The sequence below is a fragment of the Bacillus sp. 03113 genome (assembly GCF_006546985.1).
Classification (GTDB): domain Bacteria; phylum Bacillota; class Bacilli; order Bacillales; family Cytobacillaceae; genus VATK01.
Genome location: NZ_VATK01000006.1, coordinates 1 through 18,013 on the forward strand (window position 1 = coordinate 1; position 18,013 = coordinate 18,013).

General features: G+C 35.1%; 17 protein-coding genes and 1 pseudogene. 3 read left to right on the forward strand and 15 right to left on the reverse strand.

Annotated features, from left to right (window positions below; all coding sequences use genetic code 11):
• Positions 1-71: 71 nt before the first annotated feature.
• The 13 genes and pseudogenes from radC to FDO66_RS06605 form a co-directional block, all read right to left on the reverse strand.
• Positions 72-557 (reverse strand): annotated as a pseudogene (gene radC / locus FDO66_RS06545) (RadC family protein); the annotation flags it as partial.
• Positions 558-616: 59 nt separating this feature from the next.
• Positions 617-1,189, reverse strand: coding sequence for a Maf family protein (locus tag FDO66_RS06550; RefSeq protein ID WP_141431843.1), 573 nt, complete (start codon positions 1,187-1,189; stop codon positions 617-619).
• A gap of 527 nt (positions 1,190-1,716) precedes the next feature.
• Positions 1,717-2,787: an SPOR domain-containing protein gene (locus tag FDO66_RS06555; RefSeq protein ID WP_141431844.1), complete on the reverse strand. Its 1,071-nt coding sequence runs from the start codon at positions 2,785-2,787 to the stop codon at positions 1,717-1,719.
• Positions 2,788-2,916: 129 nt separating this feature from the next.
• The gene (locus FDO66_RS06560) at positions 2,917-3,675 is read right to left on the reverse strand and encodes a hypothetical protein (RefSeq protein WP_141431845.1); all 759 of its coding nucleotides are present in this window, start codon (positions 3,673-3,675) and stop codon (positions 2,917-2,919) included.
• A complete protein-coding gene (locus FDO66_RS06565; protein WP_141431846.1) occupies positions 3,672-4,322 on the reverse strand; it encodes a hypothetical protein in 651 nt (216 codons plus the stop codon). Before FDO66_RS06565 ends, FDO66_RS06560 begins: the two co-directional genes overlap by 4 nt.
• A 3-nt stretch (positions 4,323-4,325) precedes the next feature.
• The gene (pilM, locus tag FDO66_RS06570; protein ID WP_141431847.1) at positions 4,326-5,315 is read right to left on the reverse strand and encodes a type IV pilus biogenesis protein PilM; all 990 of its coding nucleotides are present in this window, start codon (positions 5,313-5,315) and stop codon (positions 4,326-4,328) included.
• 16 nt (positions 5,316-5,331) lie between these two features.
• Entirely contained in the window at positions 5,332-6,096 is a 765-nt protein-coding gene (locus FDO66_RS06575; RefSeq protein ID WP_141431848.1) for a prepilin peptidase, read from the reverse strand.
• A 1-nt stretch (position 6,097) separates the two neighbouring features.
• Positions 6,098-6,610 (reverse strand): type II secretion system protein, encoded by a 513-nt coding sequence (locus tag FDO66_RS06580; RefSeq protein ID WP_395939756.1) that lies wholly within the window; start codon positions 6,608-6,610, stop codon positions 6,098-6,100.
• A 108-nt stretch (positions 6,611-6,718) separates the two neighbouring features.
• The gene (locus FDO66_RS06585; protein ID WP_141431849.1) at positions 6,719-7,933 is read right to left on the reverse strand and encodes a type II secretion system F family protein; all 1,215 of its coding nucleotides are present in this window, start codon (positions 7,931-7,933) and stop codon (positions 6,719-6,721) included.
• A gap of 2 nt (positions 7,934-7,935) precedes the next feature.
• A complete protein-coding gene (locus FDO66_RS06590; protein WP_141431850.1) occupies positions 7,936-8,973 on the reverse strand; it encodes a type IV pilus twitching motility protein PilT in 1,038 nt (345 codons plus the stop codon).
• 13 nt (positions 8,974-8,986) lie between these two features.
• On the reverse strand, positions 8,987-10,648 hold the full coding sequence (locus FDO66_RS06595; protein ID WP_141431851.1) for a GspE/PulE family protein: 1,662 nt from the start codon (positions 10,646-10,648) through the stop codon (positions 8,987-8,989).
• Between the two features lie 24 nt (positions 10,649-10,672).
• Positions 10,673-11,983 carry a VanW family protein gene (locus FDO66_RS06600; protein WP_181444473.1) on the reverse strand — a complete coding sequence of 437 codons (1,311 nt, stop codon included), beginning with the start codon at positions 11,981-11,983 and terminating at the stop codon, positions 10,673-10,675.
• A 15-nt stretch (positions 11,984-11,998) separates the two neighbouring features.
• Positions 11,999-12,253, reverse strand: coding sequence for a hypothetical protein (locus FDO66_RS06605; RefSeq protein WP_141431853.1), 255 nt, complete (start codon positions 12,251-12,253; stop codon positions 11,999-12,001).
• Positions 12,254-12,435: 182 nt separating this feature from the next.
• Between FDO66_RS06605 and FDO66_RS06610 the strand changes: the two genes are divergently transcribed.
• Genes FDO66_RS06610 through FDO66_RS06620 form a run of 3 tightly spaced genes read left to right on the forward strand, consistent with a single transcriptional unit; the run spans position 12,436 to position 14,603 of the window.
• Positions 12,436-12,939 carry a type IV pilus modification PilV family protein gene (locus FDO66_RS06610; RefSeq protein WP_141431854.1) on the forward strand — a complete coding sequence of 168 codons (504 nt, stop codon included), beginning with the start codon at positions 12,436-12,438 and terminating at the stop codon, positions 12,937-12,939.
• Between the two features lie 3 nt (positions 12,940-12,942).
• On the forward strand, positions 12,943-13,407 hold the full coding sequence (locus FDO66_RS06615) for a PilW family protein (RefSeq protein WP_141431855.1): 465 nt from the start codon (positions 12,943-12,945) through the stop codon (positions 13,405-13,407).
• 2 nt (positions 13,408-13,409) lie between these two features.
• Complete coding sequence (locus tag FDO66_RS06620; RefSeq protein WP_141431856.1) at positions 13,410-14,603, forward strand: hypothetical protein; 1,194 nt, start codon at positions 13,410-13,412, stop codon at positions 14,601-14,603.
• A gap of 89 nt (positions 14,604-14,692) precedes the next feature.
• Here the strand turns inward: FDO66_RS06620 and FDO66_RS06625 are convergent, their stop codons facing one another.
• Positions 14,693-16,417, reverse strand: coding sequence for a diguanylate cyclase (locus FDO66_RS06625; RefSeq protein ID WP_141431857.1), 1,725 nt, complete (start codon positions 16,415-16,417; stop codon positions 14,693-14,695).
• Positions 16,418-16,559: 142 nt separating this feature from the next.
• The gene (locus FDO66_RS06630) at positions 16,560-17,864 is read right to left on the reverse strand and encodes a bifunctional folylpolyglutamate synthase/dihydrofolate synthase (RefSeq protein ID WP_141431858.1); all 1,305 of its coding nucleotides are present in this window, start codon (positions 17,862-17,864) and stop codon (positions 16,560-16,562) included.
• Positions 17,865-18,013 lie beyond the last annotated feature (149 nt).

The following is an 18,013-nucleotide window of genomic DNA, read 5'->3' on the forward strand; positions in this document are numbered from 1 at the left end:
TGATGATAGGGTAAAGATTGTGATATTTCCCCACTGCTTTGCTAACGCAGATTTTCTAAATGCCCTTATGGGCGCACCACCTCCCTTGGGTGGACGATGCTAGCATTTAGGCTTCCGATAAATATGGTCTGTTTGTGAAGAACTTGATTTTTGGTGTTGAGGTATAAGGTGACAAAGTGCTCCTGAGAGAGGAATCGCATGTCGTTCATAACATACTTTGCCCCATCTTCAGGAGAACGAATGACATAACGATCATCATAGCTAAGATTGGAAATTCTCCTCCCTAATTCGACTGCTGCAAGAACTTGAATGGCTTTAGCCATGCCTATACCCTTAATAGACGTAATTTCATCAAGGCTTGCATCCTTCAAAAGCCTTAAGCCTTCAAAATGAGTTAATAAGCGATTTGATAATTGGAGAACAGATTCTTCCTTTGTTCCTGTACGGAGTAATAAAGCAATAAGTTCGTGGTTAGATAGGCTCTCTGGCCCACTTTGAATAAAACGCTCCCGAGGCCGCTCATCCTGCGGAAAATCTCGTATCATTAATGAATCCATTTTTTATCCTCCCTTATTTATTAAACGGGAAGTGTCCGATAAAAGTTTCAGACATTATCTTAATATGGGAGCTTGAAGCCAGCCTCTTTAAGCTTTCGGAATGTTTTCGATATCGGCAGACCAACAACATTAAAGTAGTCTCCCTCTATTTTTTGTACAAATAGACTGCCTAGTCCTTGAATACCATACGCTCCAGCTTTGTCGAACGGCTCACCGCTGCGTATATAAGCGTCTATTTCTTCATCTGACAAATCCCAAAAAACGACATCTGTTTTTTCATAAAAGCGAATGAATTGATCAGGAGAGCAAATACAAACACCTGTGAAAACAGAGTGACTTTTTCCTGACAAATCCTTAAGCATGCGAAAAGCTTCTTGACGATCCTTTGGTTTACCTAATATTTTGCCACTATTAACAACGAGGGTGTCTGCACCAATGACAAAAGAGGTTGGATGTTGTTGGAAAATATCGTTTGCTTTTCTTGCAGCGAGTTCAATGACGATTTCTTCAGGTGATAGTGATGGGTTAAAGGTTTCATCTACATCACTGCTTATTACCTTAAATGAATGTTGCAAATGTGCGAGAAGTTCTTTTCGTCGAGGAGAAGAAGAGGCCAAAATGAGGTCTTGCATTGAAATTCACCTTACCTTTACTTTATCAAAATGTGGGAGATACCACTTAATCGTACCAAATTAAATGTTCGTACACAATTTTTTGCCGGATTGTTAAAGAAAAATTCAAATAACAAAAGCGGAAGCGCCTTGATCTCGACGTACAAACTGGAGGGACTTCGACTGAGATAAGGCGAACCTTCTATCAGGGGATGTTCTTTTCCCCTGATAGTTAGCTAAGCCGATCAGATTTTTACGCGCAGTTTTTTATCTACTATCCATTTTTTATGTAAAATCTTACTGCCCGTTAAAACGTGATAATGGATACACGATGAGTGACAGCGAATCGATGTTGACTTATCGTAGGGAGAAGGCTTGGAGTTTGATAGTCGATAGACGTTGGAGCTGGATGTCGATACATAGCTTTCAAAAGTTTCAACAACTAACTATCTTATAATTCCTAATACAATAAAAAAAGTCTGTTCGTTATAACAGACTTTTTTACTATGTTTAATTTCCCAGAAAATATTTTAAAATCTTTCCCCATCTTATAAGCTTTTATAGCTTGCGATAAAGGTAAGCAGCTGTTTTTGTGCTTGATTGATTTTTATTTCATCTTTTTTCTTTTGAAGCTCTTTAATATTTACAATCGCTAGCTCTAAATTCTTCTTCATTTGTATGATGTTTTTATTTTGCAAACGATCATTATTAATGTTTGTGAGAAAAGCCGCTTCCTTATTCACATTATCGATTAAAGGTTTGGAAATAGCCCCTTCAAGCTGAGCAGACGACAGGGCCTCAGTTAGCAGTTGATAAATCGATGGGAATTTTTCTATAAGGCTCTTTTCTTCTTTATTTAACCCCTCTAGTTTTTTTCCTTCAATGGCTATTTCTTTTGCGAATACCTCTACACCCTTTGTCTTTATGTCTTCACTTATCGATTTGGCATGGGCTAGCGTATCAGAAGCACCTAGATAAATAGCTGTTTTCCCATCTATGTCAATTAATTGACTAACGATTCCTTGTTCATTCAGCTTTTTTTGTGCTTGTTCAGCGGCAGCCTTATTAGACCATACACCATTTTGAATTATAAAAGCTGTAAGAGCCTTTTGATCACTAGGAGCTGAAATCGTCTGTTTTCCTTCAGATTGTTTTTTTTCAGCTTGTGGTTCAGCATTTATATCTGTTACAGGTGCTGTGGTCGCTGGTTTAGTTAGATCTTCTGTAATAACCATTTTAAGCAGAATAAATCCAAGGCTTGTCCCAAATAAAATCGCCATGATAACAGCAAAAAAGATTGAAGATCCTCTTCTTTTAGTAGGAGGAGTTTTTTTGGGATTCTTTCGAAAAGGATTTCCCAACTTTTTTTTCGGCAGCGAATTATTTTCATTTGATTCGATTGTTTCATCCTCTTCAGGTAAAATCCAGTCAAAGCTTTCTTCTTCAATTGATTCCTGTGATGCTGCTGCTTCACTTACGTAGTTAGCATCAGACTTTTGACTGTCTTTATGTTTATAGTCCTCTTGATTATTGTGGTTATTATGTGTATTTTCCTGGTGAGGACGATCTTCTCTATTTATTTTGATGGTAATGGTTTTATTGCGATTATATTGATCCAACTCGTCCAACCTCCAAGTCCTTTGACGTTTTGCTTCATCCTAGCATACGAAACAAAAAAAAGAACAAGACTTTTGTCGTCCTGCTCTAAAATGCTTTCGTCAAATAACTCCTTCATTTTCTACTTTCAATCAATCATTATCAAGATTTGGAGATTGATATAATGGATTTCTTTTATGGCTTGAAGGAGGAGTTTCAATTTTTGGCAAATCCTTCTCTAAATCAGTCAGCAATGGTAAATATAAAACAGAGATTACTAGACTATAAGAAAGCTTTTCTTTTTCACTTTGAAGAGATGTAGCTTCTACAGGACCATTAAAGCTAAGCGATTCTGTTATGTAAATTCTCTCCATTTCTTCTAATGAATTTATAAATTTCTCTAGCTGAAAATAGTTAGGAGATTCTATATTACAAGTAATGGTTATTTTACTCATGCCATTTGGCAGCGTAAACGTCGATTCTGTCTGTTGATCATTTTGATTTGTCGCTTTTTTTTCTAAATCAAGCTCTGCTTTCGTTTTGTTCTGACCTGTCGCTTGTGAAAAATCTTTACTCTGAGAGCTATCTTGAATACTCATTTGTGAGACAAAGCTGTTAGAGATCATTTCAGCTTTTTCAATATCAAGGATCACCTGATCTAGTAAAGGTTTTACTGGAACCTTTCTTTGCAGCTCCTTTGTACTTTGATCCGTATCCGTATTCTTTTGATTAAAACTAGCTTTTAAAAGGGCATAATCCATTTTTACTTTCTGTAATTGATTTTGCTTATTGATTATCTCAATCTTTTGTGGTCTTAAATAAAAATAATATAAACTGGAAAAAATAAGCATAATCAACAAAAAACTTATAAAAAATATAGTTGTATGTTTTCTTGTAAGCTGTATTCTCATGAATCTTCTCCTTCCTGTTTAGAAGATTCATGATCTGTTCCATTTCCTTTACTTTGTTCATCTGCTTTAACAAAAGAGCGATTAAGAGTAATCTCATAGTCAGCTGTATATCTCGGAACGATGGATTCTTCCTTCGTTTTTGTCAACGCTTCTTTGCCAAGTATACTCATTTGATTCGTAGAAAGAGATGTCATAGTCACTGTATAAACCCAGTTTGCAATAGATAAATCTTCCAAATAATAGGCCGCTTCCCTGCTCGAATCAAATTGAACCTTTAAGGTTAATTTCCCAGACTCATTATAATTCAAGGCTAAGAAATAACCCCTTTCTGGAAGCAAAACAGTTAGTTTTTCGATAATGGGAATGGTTTTAATCGGATATTTTTCAGCCCATTTAACTGCTTCTTGAAGCTTTAAAACGGAATCCTTTGATTGAACATCTTTAAGCTTTTGTTGATCAGCCGCTGCCTGCTGCTGAATGGTAAAAATTTGCTCGTCTAAAGCTGCTATTGTTTGTTTATGAGCGTTCCCTAGAAAATAAATAATTCCTATTTCTATGACTAACATGCAAACTAGGACAACGCTTAGCATTAAAAGAGTCATATTTTTAGTTTCTCTTTTGGGTAGTAAGTTAATTTCAACGAGCATATTCTACACCTCTTTTAATGCTAAACCAAATGCTAGTAGATGGGACCTCGGTATACATCTCTCTTTATCAGTCATTTCTTGAAAATGAATCGTCTCAATAGGGATATCAAATTGATTAGCAAGGTCTATTTCAAATTGGTCAAGGAAAGGATGGTCCCCATTTAGTAAAATTTTTGAAATTGAATCTTGTCCTTTTTGAATAGAGTATCGATAAAAGTCCATGATTCTGCTTATTTCCTTATACATTTCTTCAAATTGCAGGTGAAGCTCATCTAGTTCATCTATATTTTGATCATGATCCAAACCTTTGCTCATCCTGTCCATGTTTAACTTATCTAAATCAATGTCCATCATCATGTGATACATAAAGGATGGAATAGTATTCTCTAAAATAGAGATATTTAGCATATTAAAATCAAGCTGAACTATTAACAGCCTTTCGTCATTGGCAAAATCATTCACTTGATGATACAAACGATACAAGGCAAGCGGGGATATATCTGCTGTAGTGGGGTTTAATTTTGCATGTAAAAATAATTCCTGATACTCTAACACCTTTTCTTCTGGTGCAGCAATGATCAGAATTTCTTGCTTTTCATCTTTTTGCCCCAGTAAAACCGTATCATAAACAGGGTCTTCGAATGGTAAATGAATGCTTGAACCAAACTCTAAAAATAAATAGTTCTTCAGCTCGTCTTCTTTTATCGAATTAGGAATCAAAGCTTTTCGAATGATAACGAAAGGATCAGGAACAATAAAGCGCACACTGCGATTTTTTATTTTCCATTCATCGACACACTCTTCTAAAATAAGAGACAATGTTTCAAAGTCTATGATTTTCCCATCTCTTACAATACCTTCGGGAATCTTTCTTTCCCCCCATCTTAGAGGGGTAGGCGGATTTTTTTGCTTTAATTCAACAAAGCGAATGGAATGATCATTGATCGCAAAATTAATGAATTTATTCTTTCGAGCAAAAAGAGAAAATACCATTTAAAAAACCCCTTGGTTATAGTCCTGTTGTTAATAGCTTTAAATATGTATTCACTAGCCAATCTCCAAAATAATAAGCTGCTAATGTTCCGGCTACAATAAATGGACCGAATGGAATCGGCTGCTTCTTTTGATAAAAGCGAAAAGTTAAGCCGATGACGCCAACTAAAGCACCAAGTAGAGAGGAAAGAAAAAAAGATAAGAGCACCGTTTTTGTCCCGACAACAAATCCGATTAAAGCAAATAGCTTTATATCTCCTCCGCCCATGCCTCCTCTGCTTATCATCGCAATAAGCAGCAACACAATAAAGGCTAGTAATCCGCCTAACACGGAATCCCACCATGGCTCTAATGGGAGAAAGATCCTTTCAAATAAAAAAATCCCTGCAAATACGACCAATACTTTATCAGGGATGATCATGTATATCATATCAGAAACCGTAATAATCATAAATAAGGATATGAGTGTCCAAGCCACAATCAGTTCAGTTGTCCATCCTATCACGAGGGGAGCTGTGACAAATAGAATTCCGCTTAACAGCTCCATAAGAGGATAAATGGGAGTAATGCGCGCTTTACAGCTGCGGCATTTCCCTCTAAGAAAAAGATAGGAAAAAACAGGCACCAGCTCTATTGGTGTCAGCTGATGCTTGCAGTGTGGACAGGACGAGCGAGGTGACACAATCGATTGCTGTATGGGCACCCTTAGTCCGACAACATTATAGAAGGAGCCTAGAACCATACCTACGATAAAAAGATATGAAAAGGTGAGATTAAGCATATTAATTGTTAATTACACTTGATCTTTTTAAATCATTTTCAGTAACCGCTACTTTACCACCTGTACCTGCAGTTTGAACCCCTCTTGTTGTATTAACAAGCTTTACTTTGTATGATAATTTTTGATTTGTATCTTTATTAATAACTACATAAGAATCATCTTGTGACTCCGATGTACCACTTGCTGAAGCATTTGCTCTTTTATAACCGGTAGTATTGCGATCCGGGTCTTTTAAAGTTTCTAAAAACCCATTTCCTTCAAGATAAGCTAAATTTATTATTTTTGATCCACCAGATGTTGGCTCCACTGATTCATCTCCAGTAACAGCCATTTTTGCTGCATTGACCATTTGTTGTGCATTTGCTACATGAGCATCTTTTTTAGAATTATCAATTAATCCCCCAATGCTTGGAATTGCAATCGCTGAAATAATTCCCAAAATAACAACCACTGCCAATAATTCTATTAATGTCAATCCTCGTTGACTTTTTAGGTATTTTTTCATTTTATCCATAAAAATATCTCCTTCACTAGTAAAATAGATCTATTACAATAGTAATATATCAAATTTACTAGAAAAATGATAGATTTTTTCCAAAAATAGATACAGAAGTGAAAAATTCTACTTAACATTGTCAATTTGGTTAAATATTTCAAACATAGGAACCATAATGGATGTAACAATCGTTCCAATCACAACAGCTAAAAATACAATCATCATTGGCTCAATTAATGATTTAAAACGGTCCGTTTGTAGGTCTACCTCCTTTTCATAAAAATCGGCTACCTTGCTGAGCATTTCATCTAAGGCACCCGTTTCTTCTCCGATCGCCATCATTTGAGTAACAAGAGGAGGAAAGGCCCAATGTGTTTTCATTGGTTCCGTTATGGATTGACCATTTTCTAGAGATTCCCGCGATTGTCGGATTACTTTCGCAATCACCTCGTTCTCAACGATGTGTTCTACGATAGAGAGCGATTGGAGAAAAGGAACTGAGCTTGTAAAGAGTGAGCTGAGTGTTCTAGTCATTCTTGAAAGCACTGATTTTTGTAATATTTTCCCGAAGACAGGAATTCTAAGTGTCATATAGTCTAAATAATATTTTGTCTGTATATTTTGACGGAACACCATAATCGCTAACACAAACCCGAACAATCCTAATAGAAAGAGCCACCAATATTGTTGCATAAAGCCGCTCGCATTTAAAACAAACCTTGTAATTGCTGGAAGCTCACCACCAAAATCTGCAAACATATCAACAAAAGTTGGAACAATTTTGACGAGTAAAAAATTGACGACAATCAAAGCGATGATCCCAACTGCGATTGGATATGCCAATGCTGACTTAATTTTTTGCCTCGTATGATGCTGCTTTTCAAAGTGTGTCGCTAAACGCTCAAGCACTTCATCCATATTTCCCCCTGCTTCTCCCGCTCGAATCATATAAATAAACATCGGAGAGAAAATAGACCGATGATTTGCGACTGCTTCTGATAATGGATTCCCTTCTCTTAAAGACTGCTCAATTTGGAGTAATGCTTGCTTTAATGGCTTGCTTTCTGTTTGTGCTGCTAATATTCTTGTAGAATCCACTACTGTGACCCCAGCTTTTAGCAACGTTGAAAATTGCCGTAAATATATCACAAAGCTCTCAAGCTTTACAGGCGTTATAAAAGCGAGATCCTTTGTAAAAATCGACTCTCTCACTTCGTTCATATCAATGACTCTGATGCCTGCTTCTCTTAATTTAAGCATCACTTCTCTTTTTGAAGCAGCATTGATTGTGCCTTCCTTCTTTCCCGTTCTGCCTCTGCCAATATATTTATAACGTCCCATTATTAGACCCTCTTTTGAAGATAAGGTTCAGCTGCATCACTATGTATAATCCCTTCTTTGACTAGCTCTAGAATACTATTTTCAAGTGTATGCATCCCTAATGCCTTCGAAGTTTGCATCACACTGACAATTTGATGTATTTTTTCATTTCGAATCAAATTTGCTACTGCTGAATTATTAATTAATATTTCCGTTGCAGCTCTCCGTCTTTTTCGATCAAGCGTTTGAAAAAGTCTTTGAGAAATAACTGACACTAATACCGTTGCAAGCTGAACTCGAACCTGTGGCTGCTGAGAAGGTTGAAAAACATCAATGATGCGATTGATCGTGTCCGGTGCGCTTGAAGTGTGTAAGGTTCCAAAAACTAAATGACCCGTTTCAGCGGCGGTAATCGCGGTTTGAATCGTCTCAAGGTCCCTCATTTCTCCTACCAAAATAGCGTCTGGATCTTGTCGCAGTGATGCTCTTAGTCCGTTTGCAAAGCTATTCGTATCAGAGCCGACCTCCCGTTGTTCTATAATGGAATTCCCATGCTTATGTAAATACTCTATCGGATCCTCTAAAGTCACTATGTGCTTTCTCATTGTTTGATTCATGTATTGGATCATAGCTGCCAGCGTTGTTGATTTCCCGCTGCCTGTTGGTCCTGTAACGAGAATGAGCCCTTGCGGCTTTTCAACCATTTTCTTTATCGTATGAGGGAGCTGCAGCTCTTCAATCGTTGGGATTTTCGAAGGAACAATTCGGATAGCCATCGCCGTGCTTGTTCTTTGTCGATATACATTGACACGAAATCTTGATAGTCCATCAATCTCATAGGAAAGATCTAATTCACCTCTCTCTTTAAAAACGTTCATCATTTGATCAGGGATAATGGCTTGTGCCATTTCAACCGTGTCAAATGGTTTTAACATCTCCTGACCAAATGGTTTTAAATCTCCATTTATTCTCATTATAGGTGGAACACCTACCGTTAAATGAATATCAGATGCTTTTAATTCAAAAGCTGAGCTCAGTAAGTAATCTATTCGCTCCTTCATTATTTTTCACCACCTAATCTGAAATCGCTACCCTCAATATTTCTTCTGTTGTCGTTATGCCCTGCTTAACCTTTAATAAGCCATCATCTAATAAAAAAATCGTTGGATCTCTTAGCGCTAACTCCCTTAGTTTCATAATTGATTCACCATTCATAATCGATTTTCTGATTTCATCATTCAGTTCTAAAGCCTCGTGAATAGCAATCCTTCCTTTATAGCCCGTCATATTACACGATGAGCAGCCCTTTCCCCGAAAAACCTTTTCAATGGTTATTCCTCTTTTAGCGAAAATTTCTTTTTCCCTTTGAGTTGCCTGCACCTCTTGTCTACAATCACGACAAACCTTTCGAACTAATCGCTGAGACACTATGCCTGATACAGAAGAAGCAACAAGGAATGGTTCGACGCCCATATCCATTAACCGTGTGATGGTTCCAATGGAATCATTTGTATGAAGAGTGCTAAGGACAAGATGTCCAGTGAGCGATGCACGAATCGCAACCTCGACTGTTTCCTTATCCCGTATTTCACCAACCATAATGATATTCGGATCCTGACGTAATATAGAACGCAAGCCTTTTGCGAAAGTTAATCCAATCGTAGGATTGACCTGTAATTGGTTAATTCCCTCAACCTGATATTCAACTGGATCCTCAATCGTAATAATATTTACTTCTTCATTATTTAAATGATTTAACGCAGCATATAAGGTAGATGATTTTCCAGAACCAGTCGGCCCTGTAATTAACACCATTCCATTTGGTTTTTCAATCATATTGAGAAACCTGCGTAAATTTATATGATTAAAACCAAGCTTTTGAATATCATTTAATGCACTTCCAAGATCAAGAATTCGCATCACGATTTTTTCTCCGTACACAGTTGGCAATGTAGAAATCCGCATATCAACTGGATGAAAGTCTAAGTTTATTTTGATTCTTCCGTCCTGTGGAATTCGATGCTCTGTTATATCCAAATTAGACATAATTTTAATTCTTGCGGTTACAATGCTCTGCATATGCTTTGGCAGCACACGTTCAACCCTAAGAACACCATCAATTCTGTAACGAACAACGACCTTAGATTCTTGAGGATCAATATGGATGTCACTTGCTTTGTAGCCGATAGCGTCTAAAAGTATACGATTAACTAGACGAACTATTGGAGAATCATCTTCAGAAATCTGTTCTTCCTGAATATTCGATTCAGCTGGTGCTGATTGCAAGAAGTCTTCGTATCCATCTTCTACTTCATAAAATTTATTAATGGAGCGTAAAATATCATCCTTTGTGGCAATGGCTGGTTCAATTTGAAAGCCTGTCGAAAGCCTTAAATCATCAATAGCTAAATAGTCCATCGGATCGGCCATAGCGACAAAAAGCTTATCTCCATTTTTTTTCAAAGGGATGAGCTGGTTTCTTTTCGCCGTTTCTTTTGAAATCAATGAAAAAAGAACCGTATCAAAAGGATAACGATATAAGCTAATATGCGGGATTCCTAGCTGGAATTCCAGCACTTCTATTAATTGCTGCTCGGTAATAAAGCCTTGCTGTAATAAAGCATCTCCAAGCTTTTGATCAGCATTTTTTTCATTTAAAGCAGATTGCAATTGTTCCTTGCTAATCATTCCAGCTTCTATTAAAAGTTCACCAAGACGTTTTCTCGTATATTTCATCTTTCATCCCAGCTTTTCCATTCATTATTTTAGTATATTTGGACTTTCAAAAAGATCATCATAATAGTTATCCTTCTTAGTCACATCGTTATTTTCTGTTCCTGCTTCATTTATTTGTTCGTTACTCAAAGGAGGCTGCTCCGTCGGAGGTATAGCTTCTATCTCATTGTCTACATAAGACTCATCCGTTCCTATTAAACTATGAACTTCAATTTTATGTACTGGTAAATAAACGTCTTTCGAGACAAGCTCTCTACTTAATAATTCCCCCTGATCATTATAAACCTCACGAAACGTTTCAATCGAAGAGCCTTGTATTCCCTCTTTTTTAATCGAAACCTGACCTGCATTCAATAGTGGACTATATTGAATGATTGTTTTAGGCAGAAAATGCTGTTCATTTTCTGCTTTCACTATATATTTATTTAACAAGGTTTGCCCTTTTAACCTTACTTCTAGGGATTGGTTATTCCACGTTAGGTGAATCGAAAATGGTTGATTATTTTGGTTTTTAAATCGAAAATCCATCTTATTTTCTCTATCTACCCTCGCTTCAAAGCCTAATGTTGCATAAGAAGGAATCCTACTGCTAATACTTCTCCCTAAAATAAGAAAATTAGATTGACTAATGACTTGATATAAACCAGTTGCTAAAATACTGGAAGATTCTGTAGAAGCAGACTCCATGCCATTTTCTTTTAAAAAGCGAAGAAGTGAAAATTCTGATTCTGGCTCAATTTTAATAACGGATAAGCTAGTTAACCTATCATTGGTAGGCATATTTGAGCTAGAAAAGTTGATCCGCGTTTCACTTAAGGTTTCTTCCTTATTTGATACAAGTAAATAAGAATCTATATTCAAATAGACATTCTCAGCTTTAATCATCGCTGCATTTTGAAGTAAATCCTCTTTAAATTTGTCGAAATCAACATCCCTTTTAGTCATGCTAGGTGAAAGTGTATATAGAATCTTCTCTACAACACGATCATCCATCGTTACTGTTACCCTGTTAGATTGTCCGTTCTTAATATTTAACATGGTTTGAGCCGCGTCAAATTTAAATTCATTCACGTCTACATCTATCTTCTTTTCTTTATATTGAAGGTGAATTTTCGTGCTCTTCGTCCAATTTTGAATAGCTTCGTTCAGAATTGTGTTAACTTCTCCTGATGATTTATCAGAAATATCCATAACTCCAAGTGTTGTTCCTATATCAAACTTATTAGTTTTAAATAATGTTTGAAAGGCTTTCACTCCAACCAAAGAAAATCCAAATATATAGAATGTACATACTACTAGGATGGCAAAAAGCTTTAAGTTGGACCTCTTTCTCACATTGACCATTCCTTTTTAAGAATCACTATCTATAAATGTATTTACTTTTTTATCTTTTAATAGATAAAAAGTAAGAGTTAAAAGTAGAAAAAGTGCTAAAACCGATATCCAAACTGAATACAATTGAAACAAAAATAGCCCTAAATTGGCGATCAAAAACGCTATTGACATTAAGCTTAATTTTCCGTTTCTCGAAAGCTTTAAAGGTAAAAAAGTGAGTATTGGATAAAGGAGCAACAAGGAAATAACGGAAAATAAAAACCATCCCATAAAAACACCTCATTATGTATTTCGGTGAAAAATTAGGTGAAAAAACCTATATCACCTTCTTGAAATCAGAAAAATTTGATATAATAGTCCTAAAAACCAACTAAGTCTATTGTATCTAATTCTTGGTAGATTTGAAAATCTTTTTGAGAATAAACACAAATTTTCTTATTTTGGGAGATAAAATGAAAATAAACATTAACTTTCTATATAGAAACCAACGTGGTTTTACATTAATCGAGGTATTATTGGCTTTTGTTATCTTAACTATTCTCATTTTTTCTTTTCTTTCTTTGTTTCCCCAAGCTTCTAAAACAAATGAAAGAACAGATGAAAGATTTACTGGTGCAAATTTAGCAAAAGAGGTTTTAGTTAAAATACAAAAAAGCGAAGGAATTACAAATTTATTAACAAATTTGAAAAATAATCCGAATTCAAGTTTAACCCTGTCAAAGGATAATGTACAATATGCTTCATTAAATTTAGCTGAGAATATCCAGAAGACGGATAGTCAAGTTACTTTGATTACATATGAAAATACATATAAGATTAACATTATGTTAAGAATAGATCCTAATTTTATTGGTTCAGAAGAGTTATACCAAACTCATATTATGATTCAAAATCGTTCTGAAAAAAAAGTTAGTGATATATTTGGGTATGTCATTTACAAATTAAGTGGGGATTAATCAATGCTGCGAAATGAAAAAGGAATAACACTCATAGAGGTATTGTTATCATTAAGTATCGCGACCATTATCTTAGGATTAGTTTGGAGTATTTTTGTACAGGGGATCCATTTTTCTAAAGTAGTAAGCGATAAAACCCAATTACAACAAGAAGCTAATTATATCATTCGTACACTAACGAAAATCCATCAAACATCCGCTTCTCAATATGTTATTTCTTTTGATCAAAACCCAAAAGCAAGTTTTATTAGTATTACTGGGGATCAATCATTCAGATTGAATGATTCAAACTATCAATATTCAATTTATATCAGTGATGATAGTAATACATACTCCTTAATGTCTAACCATTATGTAATCAAACCTAATAAAGTAGATTTACCAATAAAGATTATGATTACCGATGTAGAATCCCCAAATCTTACATATGAAGTAAAAACCATACTTTCTAGAATCAAAGGTGAATAACAATGAACACACTGACTAATCAAAAAGGAAATGCACTTCTTCTTGTTTTAATCGTTATAACGATCTTCTCTTTGCTGTTCTTAATGTTAATGGCCTCTTCTATTCATAATGCAAAGCAAATTAAACATACAGAAGAAAATTACCAAGTAGTTTCTTTATCAGAGATGGGTGTAATCTATTATAAAACGGCCATCCTAACCGCATTAAATGATGTAAAAAATGATCCTAATTTAATAAAAGCAATTAATCAGAAGATTCAAGATAAAATTAAAACTGACTTTGGTAAAGTTACAAATGAAAAGATGACACAGGCAGAAACTTATATTGCTAATCATAAAGAGACTCTTAATCGAATTTTAACTGAAGCTTGGAGAGATGAAATAAACCGAAATTTCCCATCTATTAAAAATCCATTTAAAGTAGACAGTAAAACAAACGCATCGTATGAAATTACTGAAATGAACAACACCATTAGTAGTAATAGCACTGACATTATCTATCATTTTAATAGTGTTGGAACATTTGAAAATAAAACATTCAACTTGAAAACCGAGGTTGCCATCCCTATTAAGCTTTCAAGCATTTCCTTTGAATCACCTAATAGCAATCAAATTTTAGATCCTGGAACATTAGCTAAATGTGATAACAGTAATACAGATTTTTCAAATAATTCGTGCCAATTTGATGGAAACATAAGCTTTTCAACCAATCATTTAATCTTTAATCAATCCACATTAAAAGTTTTAGGGGATATGACAGTAACTGGAAATATAAATCAAGATTGGAATCATTCAACTCTTTATATTATTGGTAGATTAGATATTAATGTGAATGGAAATAATAATGGAAATGGGAATAGTTTAAAAAATATGAAAATATACATAGGTAATGCAGCTACCTTTGCTAATTTAAACAACCTAGAAGATTCGATTATTGAAATCGGTGGTGATGCTGAAATTAAAGGAACTAATTCAGGGAGCAATTCAAAAATTTGTGTAAATGGAAATTTAACTATTAAAAATTACAATAAAAATTCCGGAACTAAAATCTACGCAAAAACTAGTAATAATTCCGAAGTAAATACGAATTCAGAAGATTTTAATAGAGAATGCAGCCGATTCAATAATCAGGAACAAGTTCCAAATATAAAAATGGAATGGTTAAAGCCTTCTATATCAACAGACTATTCTAATTAGTATTTCAAAAATAGTTTAATTTCTAACCGTTAATCCAAAATAAAAACAGCTGCCATTTAAAATCAACTGTTTTTATTTTGGATTTGGTATTAAAACTTTTCCCCAACTACTTCTCCAAAATTCCCTACCCGATTTCTCCCTGCCTGTTTAGCGCCAAAATATAGGGCACGATCTGCATGACGTATAAGGGAAATGGCATCATCTCCATCATCAGGAGCGGTTGAAACTCCTATAGAAACCGTTACATGAATTTGAAGCTTCCTATTCAATTCATGCTCAAAATGCTCTTCTAATATAAATGGTTTATTTGCAATCGCAAGTCTTACGGATTCAGCAATGGCCATGGCTTCTTGTTTATGAACATCCGGCAGCAGGATGACAAACTCTTCCCCACCGTAACGAGCAATCGTTCCTTTATTTTGTATAAGCCTAGTTAATCTTTCTGCTAAGTGGAATAAGACTTCATTTCCGCTTTGATGACCATATGTATCATTGATTTTTTTAAAATGATCAATATCAAGAATGATGAAAGAAAGCTTGCTCCTCTGCTTACGCTGAAGCTTTAAAAATTCCTTATCTAAAAGGCTATCCATATAACGGAAGTTGTAGAGCTTTGTCAACTCACATCGTTCACTTAATCGTTTCGCACGCTCAAAATTTTTTGCATTTTCTAAGGCAATAGCAAAGTGGGAACAAAGGATATCGACAATATTTAATTGCAGCCATTGAAAGGCTTTTTTTTCATCAGATGCGAGGATGAGAACACCTACTATTTTTTTATGATAAGTAATAGGTACGCTTAAAACACTTTCTGCTCTTTCAGGTAAATAGTCATTTGCATTTGGAGATCGATCTTTTTTTGAGTGAAACATGACTGCTTTCGTATCTGACCATACGATTTGGTCAAGACTTTCGTTACATGAAGGTTCCATTTCAATGCTTTCTCCATGTTCAACTCGACTAAGCAATGTTAATTTATTGTCATCGGTGACCTCGAAAATAAATAAATAGTCAATCTTTAACATGTCTCTAAGCTTCACCTTAAATACGTCGATGACGTCTTGAACCTTCAGGTTCACAGCTAATTCATGACCAATTTCAACAGCTTTTTTTATATTTTCGTTAACTTCTTCGCTCCTAAAATAAAGCCTTAGGATGATTAATAGACTTGCAAATGAAAGACCCACGAAAAAAATAGATATCACTCCAACATGTTTGTAAAGAATGTATAGTACAAAACCAATTGGAATAGTAATAAGAGATGTGATCGATTCCCAAAGAAAATCCTTTCCAAAAAATTCTTTTCTTTGATAAAGAGAAATAGAAATAAAAATAAAACAGGCTTCTTGAAGTACGTAGTGAACGACTGGATAAGCTATAAACAGCCAAAATGAGGGTGAGGTTGGATTCAAAGAAGTATCATGTTCCCCTCCAAAGGAATAGTAAAAACACCCGCTTAACAAGGAAATGAAAAAATACATTATTGAGTTCAATGGAAATCGAAAAGAGTCTTCTTTTTTTATCCTTACTCGAAGTAGCATCATTATGATCGCAATTTGTGTGAGAACCATTTCAATAAAAATCCCAAAAATAAAAAAAACAGCTAGTGAAACCCATTGGATAAGAAAAATAGACCTATGATTGATCTGTAAGGGCATTAATGCAGCAATCAACATGAGAATAATAAATCCAATAATATGTACATTAACTTCTTCAAAATAAGGTGGAAAATAACGATAAGTTAACCACAGGCCAAATGGCACAATCAAAATCCAAAGGAGCCACAATATTTTATTGGCAGTCTGATGTACCATCTAAATCTCTCCTTATTTTAGGAAAATAGTCTTATAATATTATCATTCTAACAAATGGACCTCATTATGTCATTTGCATTTTCCAATAAATTCTATCAAAAAAATCAGTATGGACACTTAAACATCCACACTGATTAAAGTTTCACTTTATTAAATTCATTATATAAGGCTTTACATCTGAAAGAAAATAAAGGGAACCTGTAATGACGAGAATTTCTTTCTCTTTAATTTTCGTCCATTCTTCCTGAATCGCTTCTTTCCAATTATGACGATAATCCTTGTTATTTGAGGTGCTAATGTGGAATAAGTCTTCTGCTTTTGAGGCACGAGGGAAATCAAATTCCACAAACATGATTTTATCCGCAACCTGATCCAGATTCCAAATCATTTTATCAAGTTTTTTATCACGAAGAGCAGAAAAAACAATATGGATCTTTTTGTCTTGATATCTTTTTTTTAGTTCACTTACAAGTGCCTCAATTCCCTCCTCATTATGAGCTCCATCAATAATAACGACTGGATTTTGAGAAATAAATTCAAATCGTCCTGGCCAGTATGCAGCCTTTAATCCAGATTGTATATGAGTTTCTTCGATCATAAAGGAATAGTATTTTTTTAACAAAATAGAAGCCATAACCGCAAGGGAGGCATTTTCAACTTGATGCTTTCCTACCATCGAAATCTCAAGCTGATGGAAAGTTTCAAAAACAGTACGTAATGAAAACGCTTCGCCAGCTTGGAGAGAATGGTTATCTATTATTTCAAATTGATGATTTAATTCATAAAATGACGCTTTTTTTTCTTGAGCTGTTTTTTTAATGACCTCGAGTGCTTCAACTTGCTTTACTGCCGTTACAAGACTAATACCGTTTTTAATAATACCCGCTTTCTCAAAAGCTATTTCTTCGTAACTGTTTCCAAGAATATTCGTATGATCAAGACCGATGCTTGTAATGATAGAAATAAGCGGATAAATAATATTGGTTGAGTCCCATCTGCCGCCGAGACCGACTTCGAAAATCACAATATCTACCGGTGATAGATCAGAAAAATAAACCATCGCCATAACAGTGATGATTTCAAATTCAGAAGGACCACCTAGTTCTGTTTTTTCTAGCTCTAGAGCAAGTGGATAAATGATGTTCACCAATTGGATTATGTCTTCATCATTGATCGGTACGCCATTTTTGCTAATTCTCTCATTAAAATGCTCGAAGTAAGGTGAAGTAAACGTCCCTACTTGATAGCCTGCTTGTTGAAGAATAGATCGCAGGTACGCAACGGTTGAACCTTTCCCATTTGTTCCTCCAATATGGACTGATTTCATTCTTCTTTCAGGATGATTTAACCGCTCCATCATCCATTCCATTCGTTTCAACCCTGGCTTTATGCCCAATCTTAATCGTGTATGTATCCAATCAACTGCTTCTTCATATGTATGAAACATATTTGCACCTCAATACAAAGTAATGTAAACAGGAGGAAGACGAACCATATTATCTGATTCGTCCTATAAGAAAAGCGGAAGCGCCCTGTTTAGCCCCGCCCGACAAGCATAAGGCGAATCACGCAGGAAATCCTGATTTCTGGAGTGAT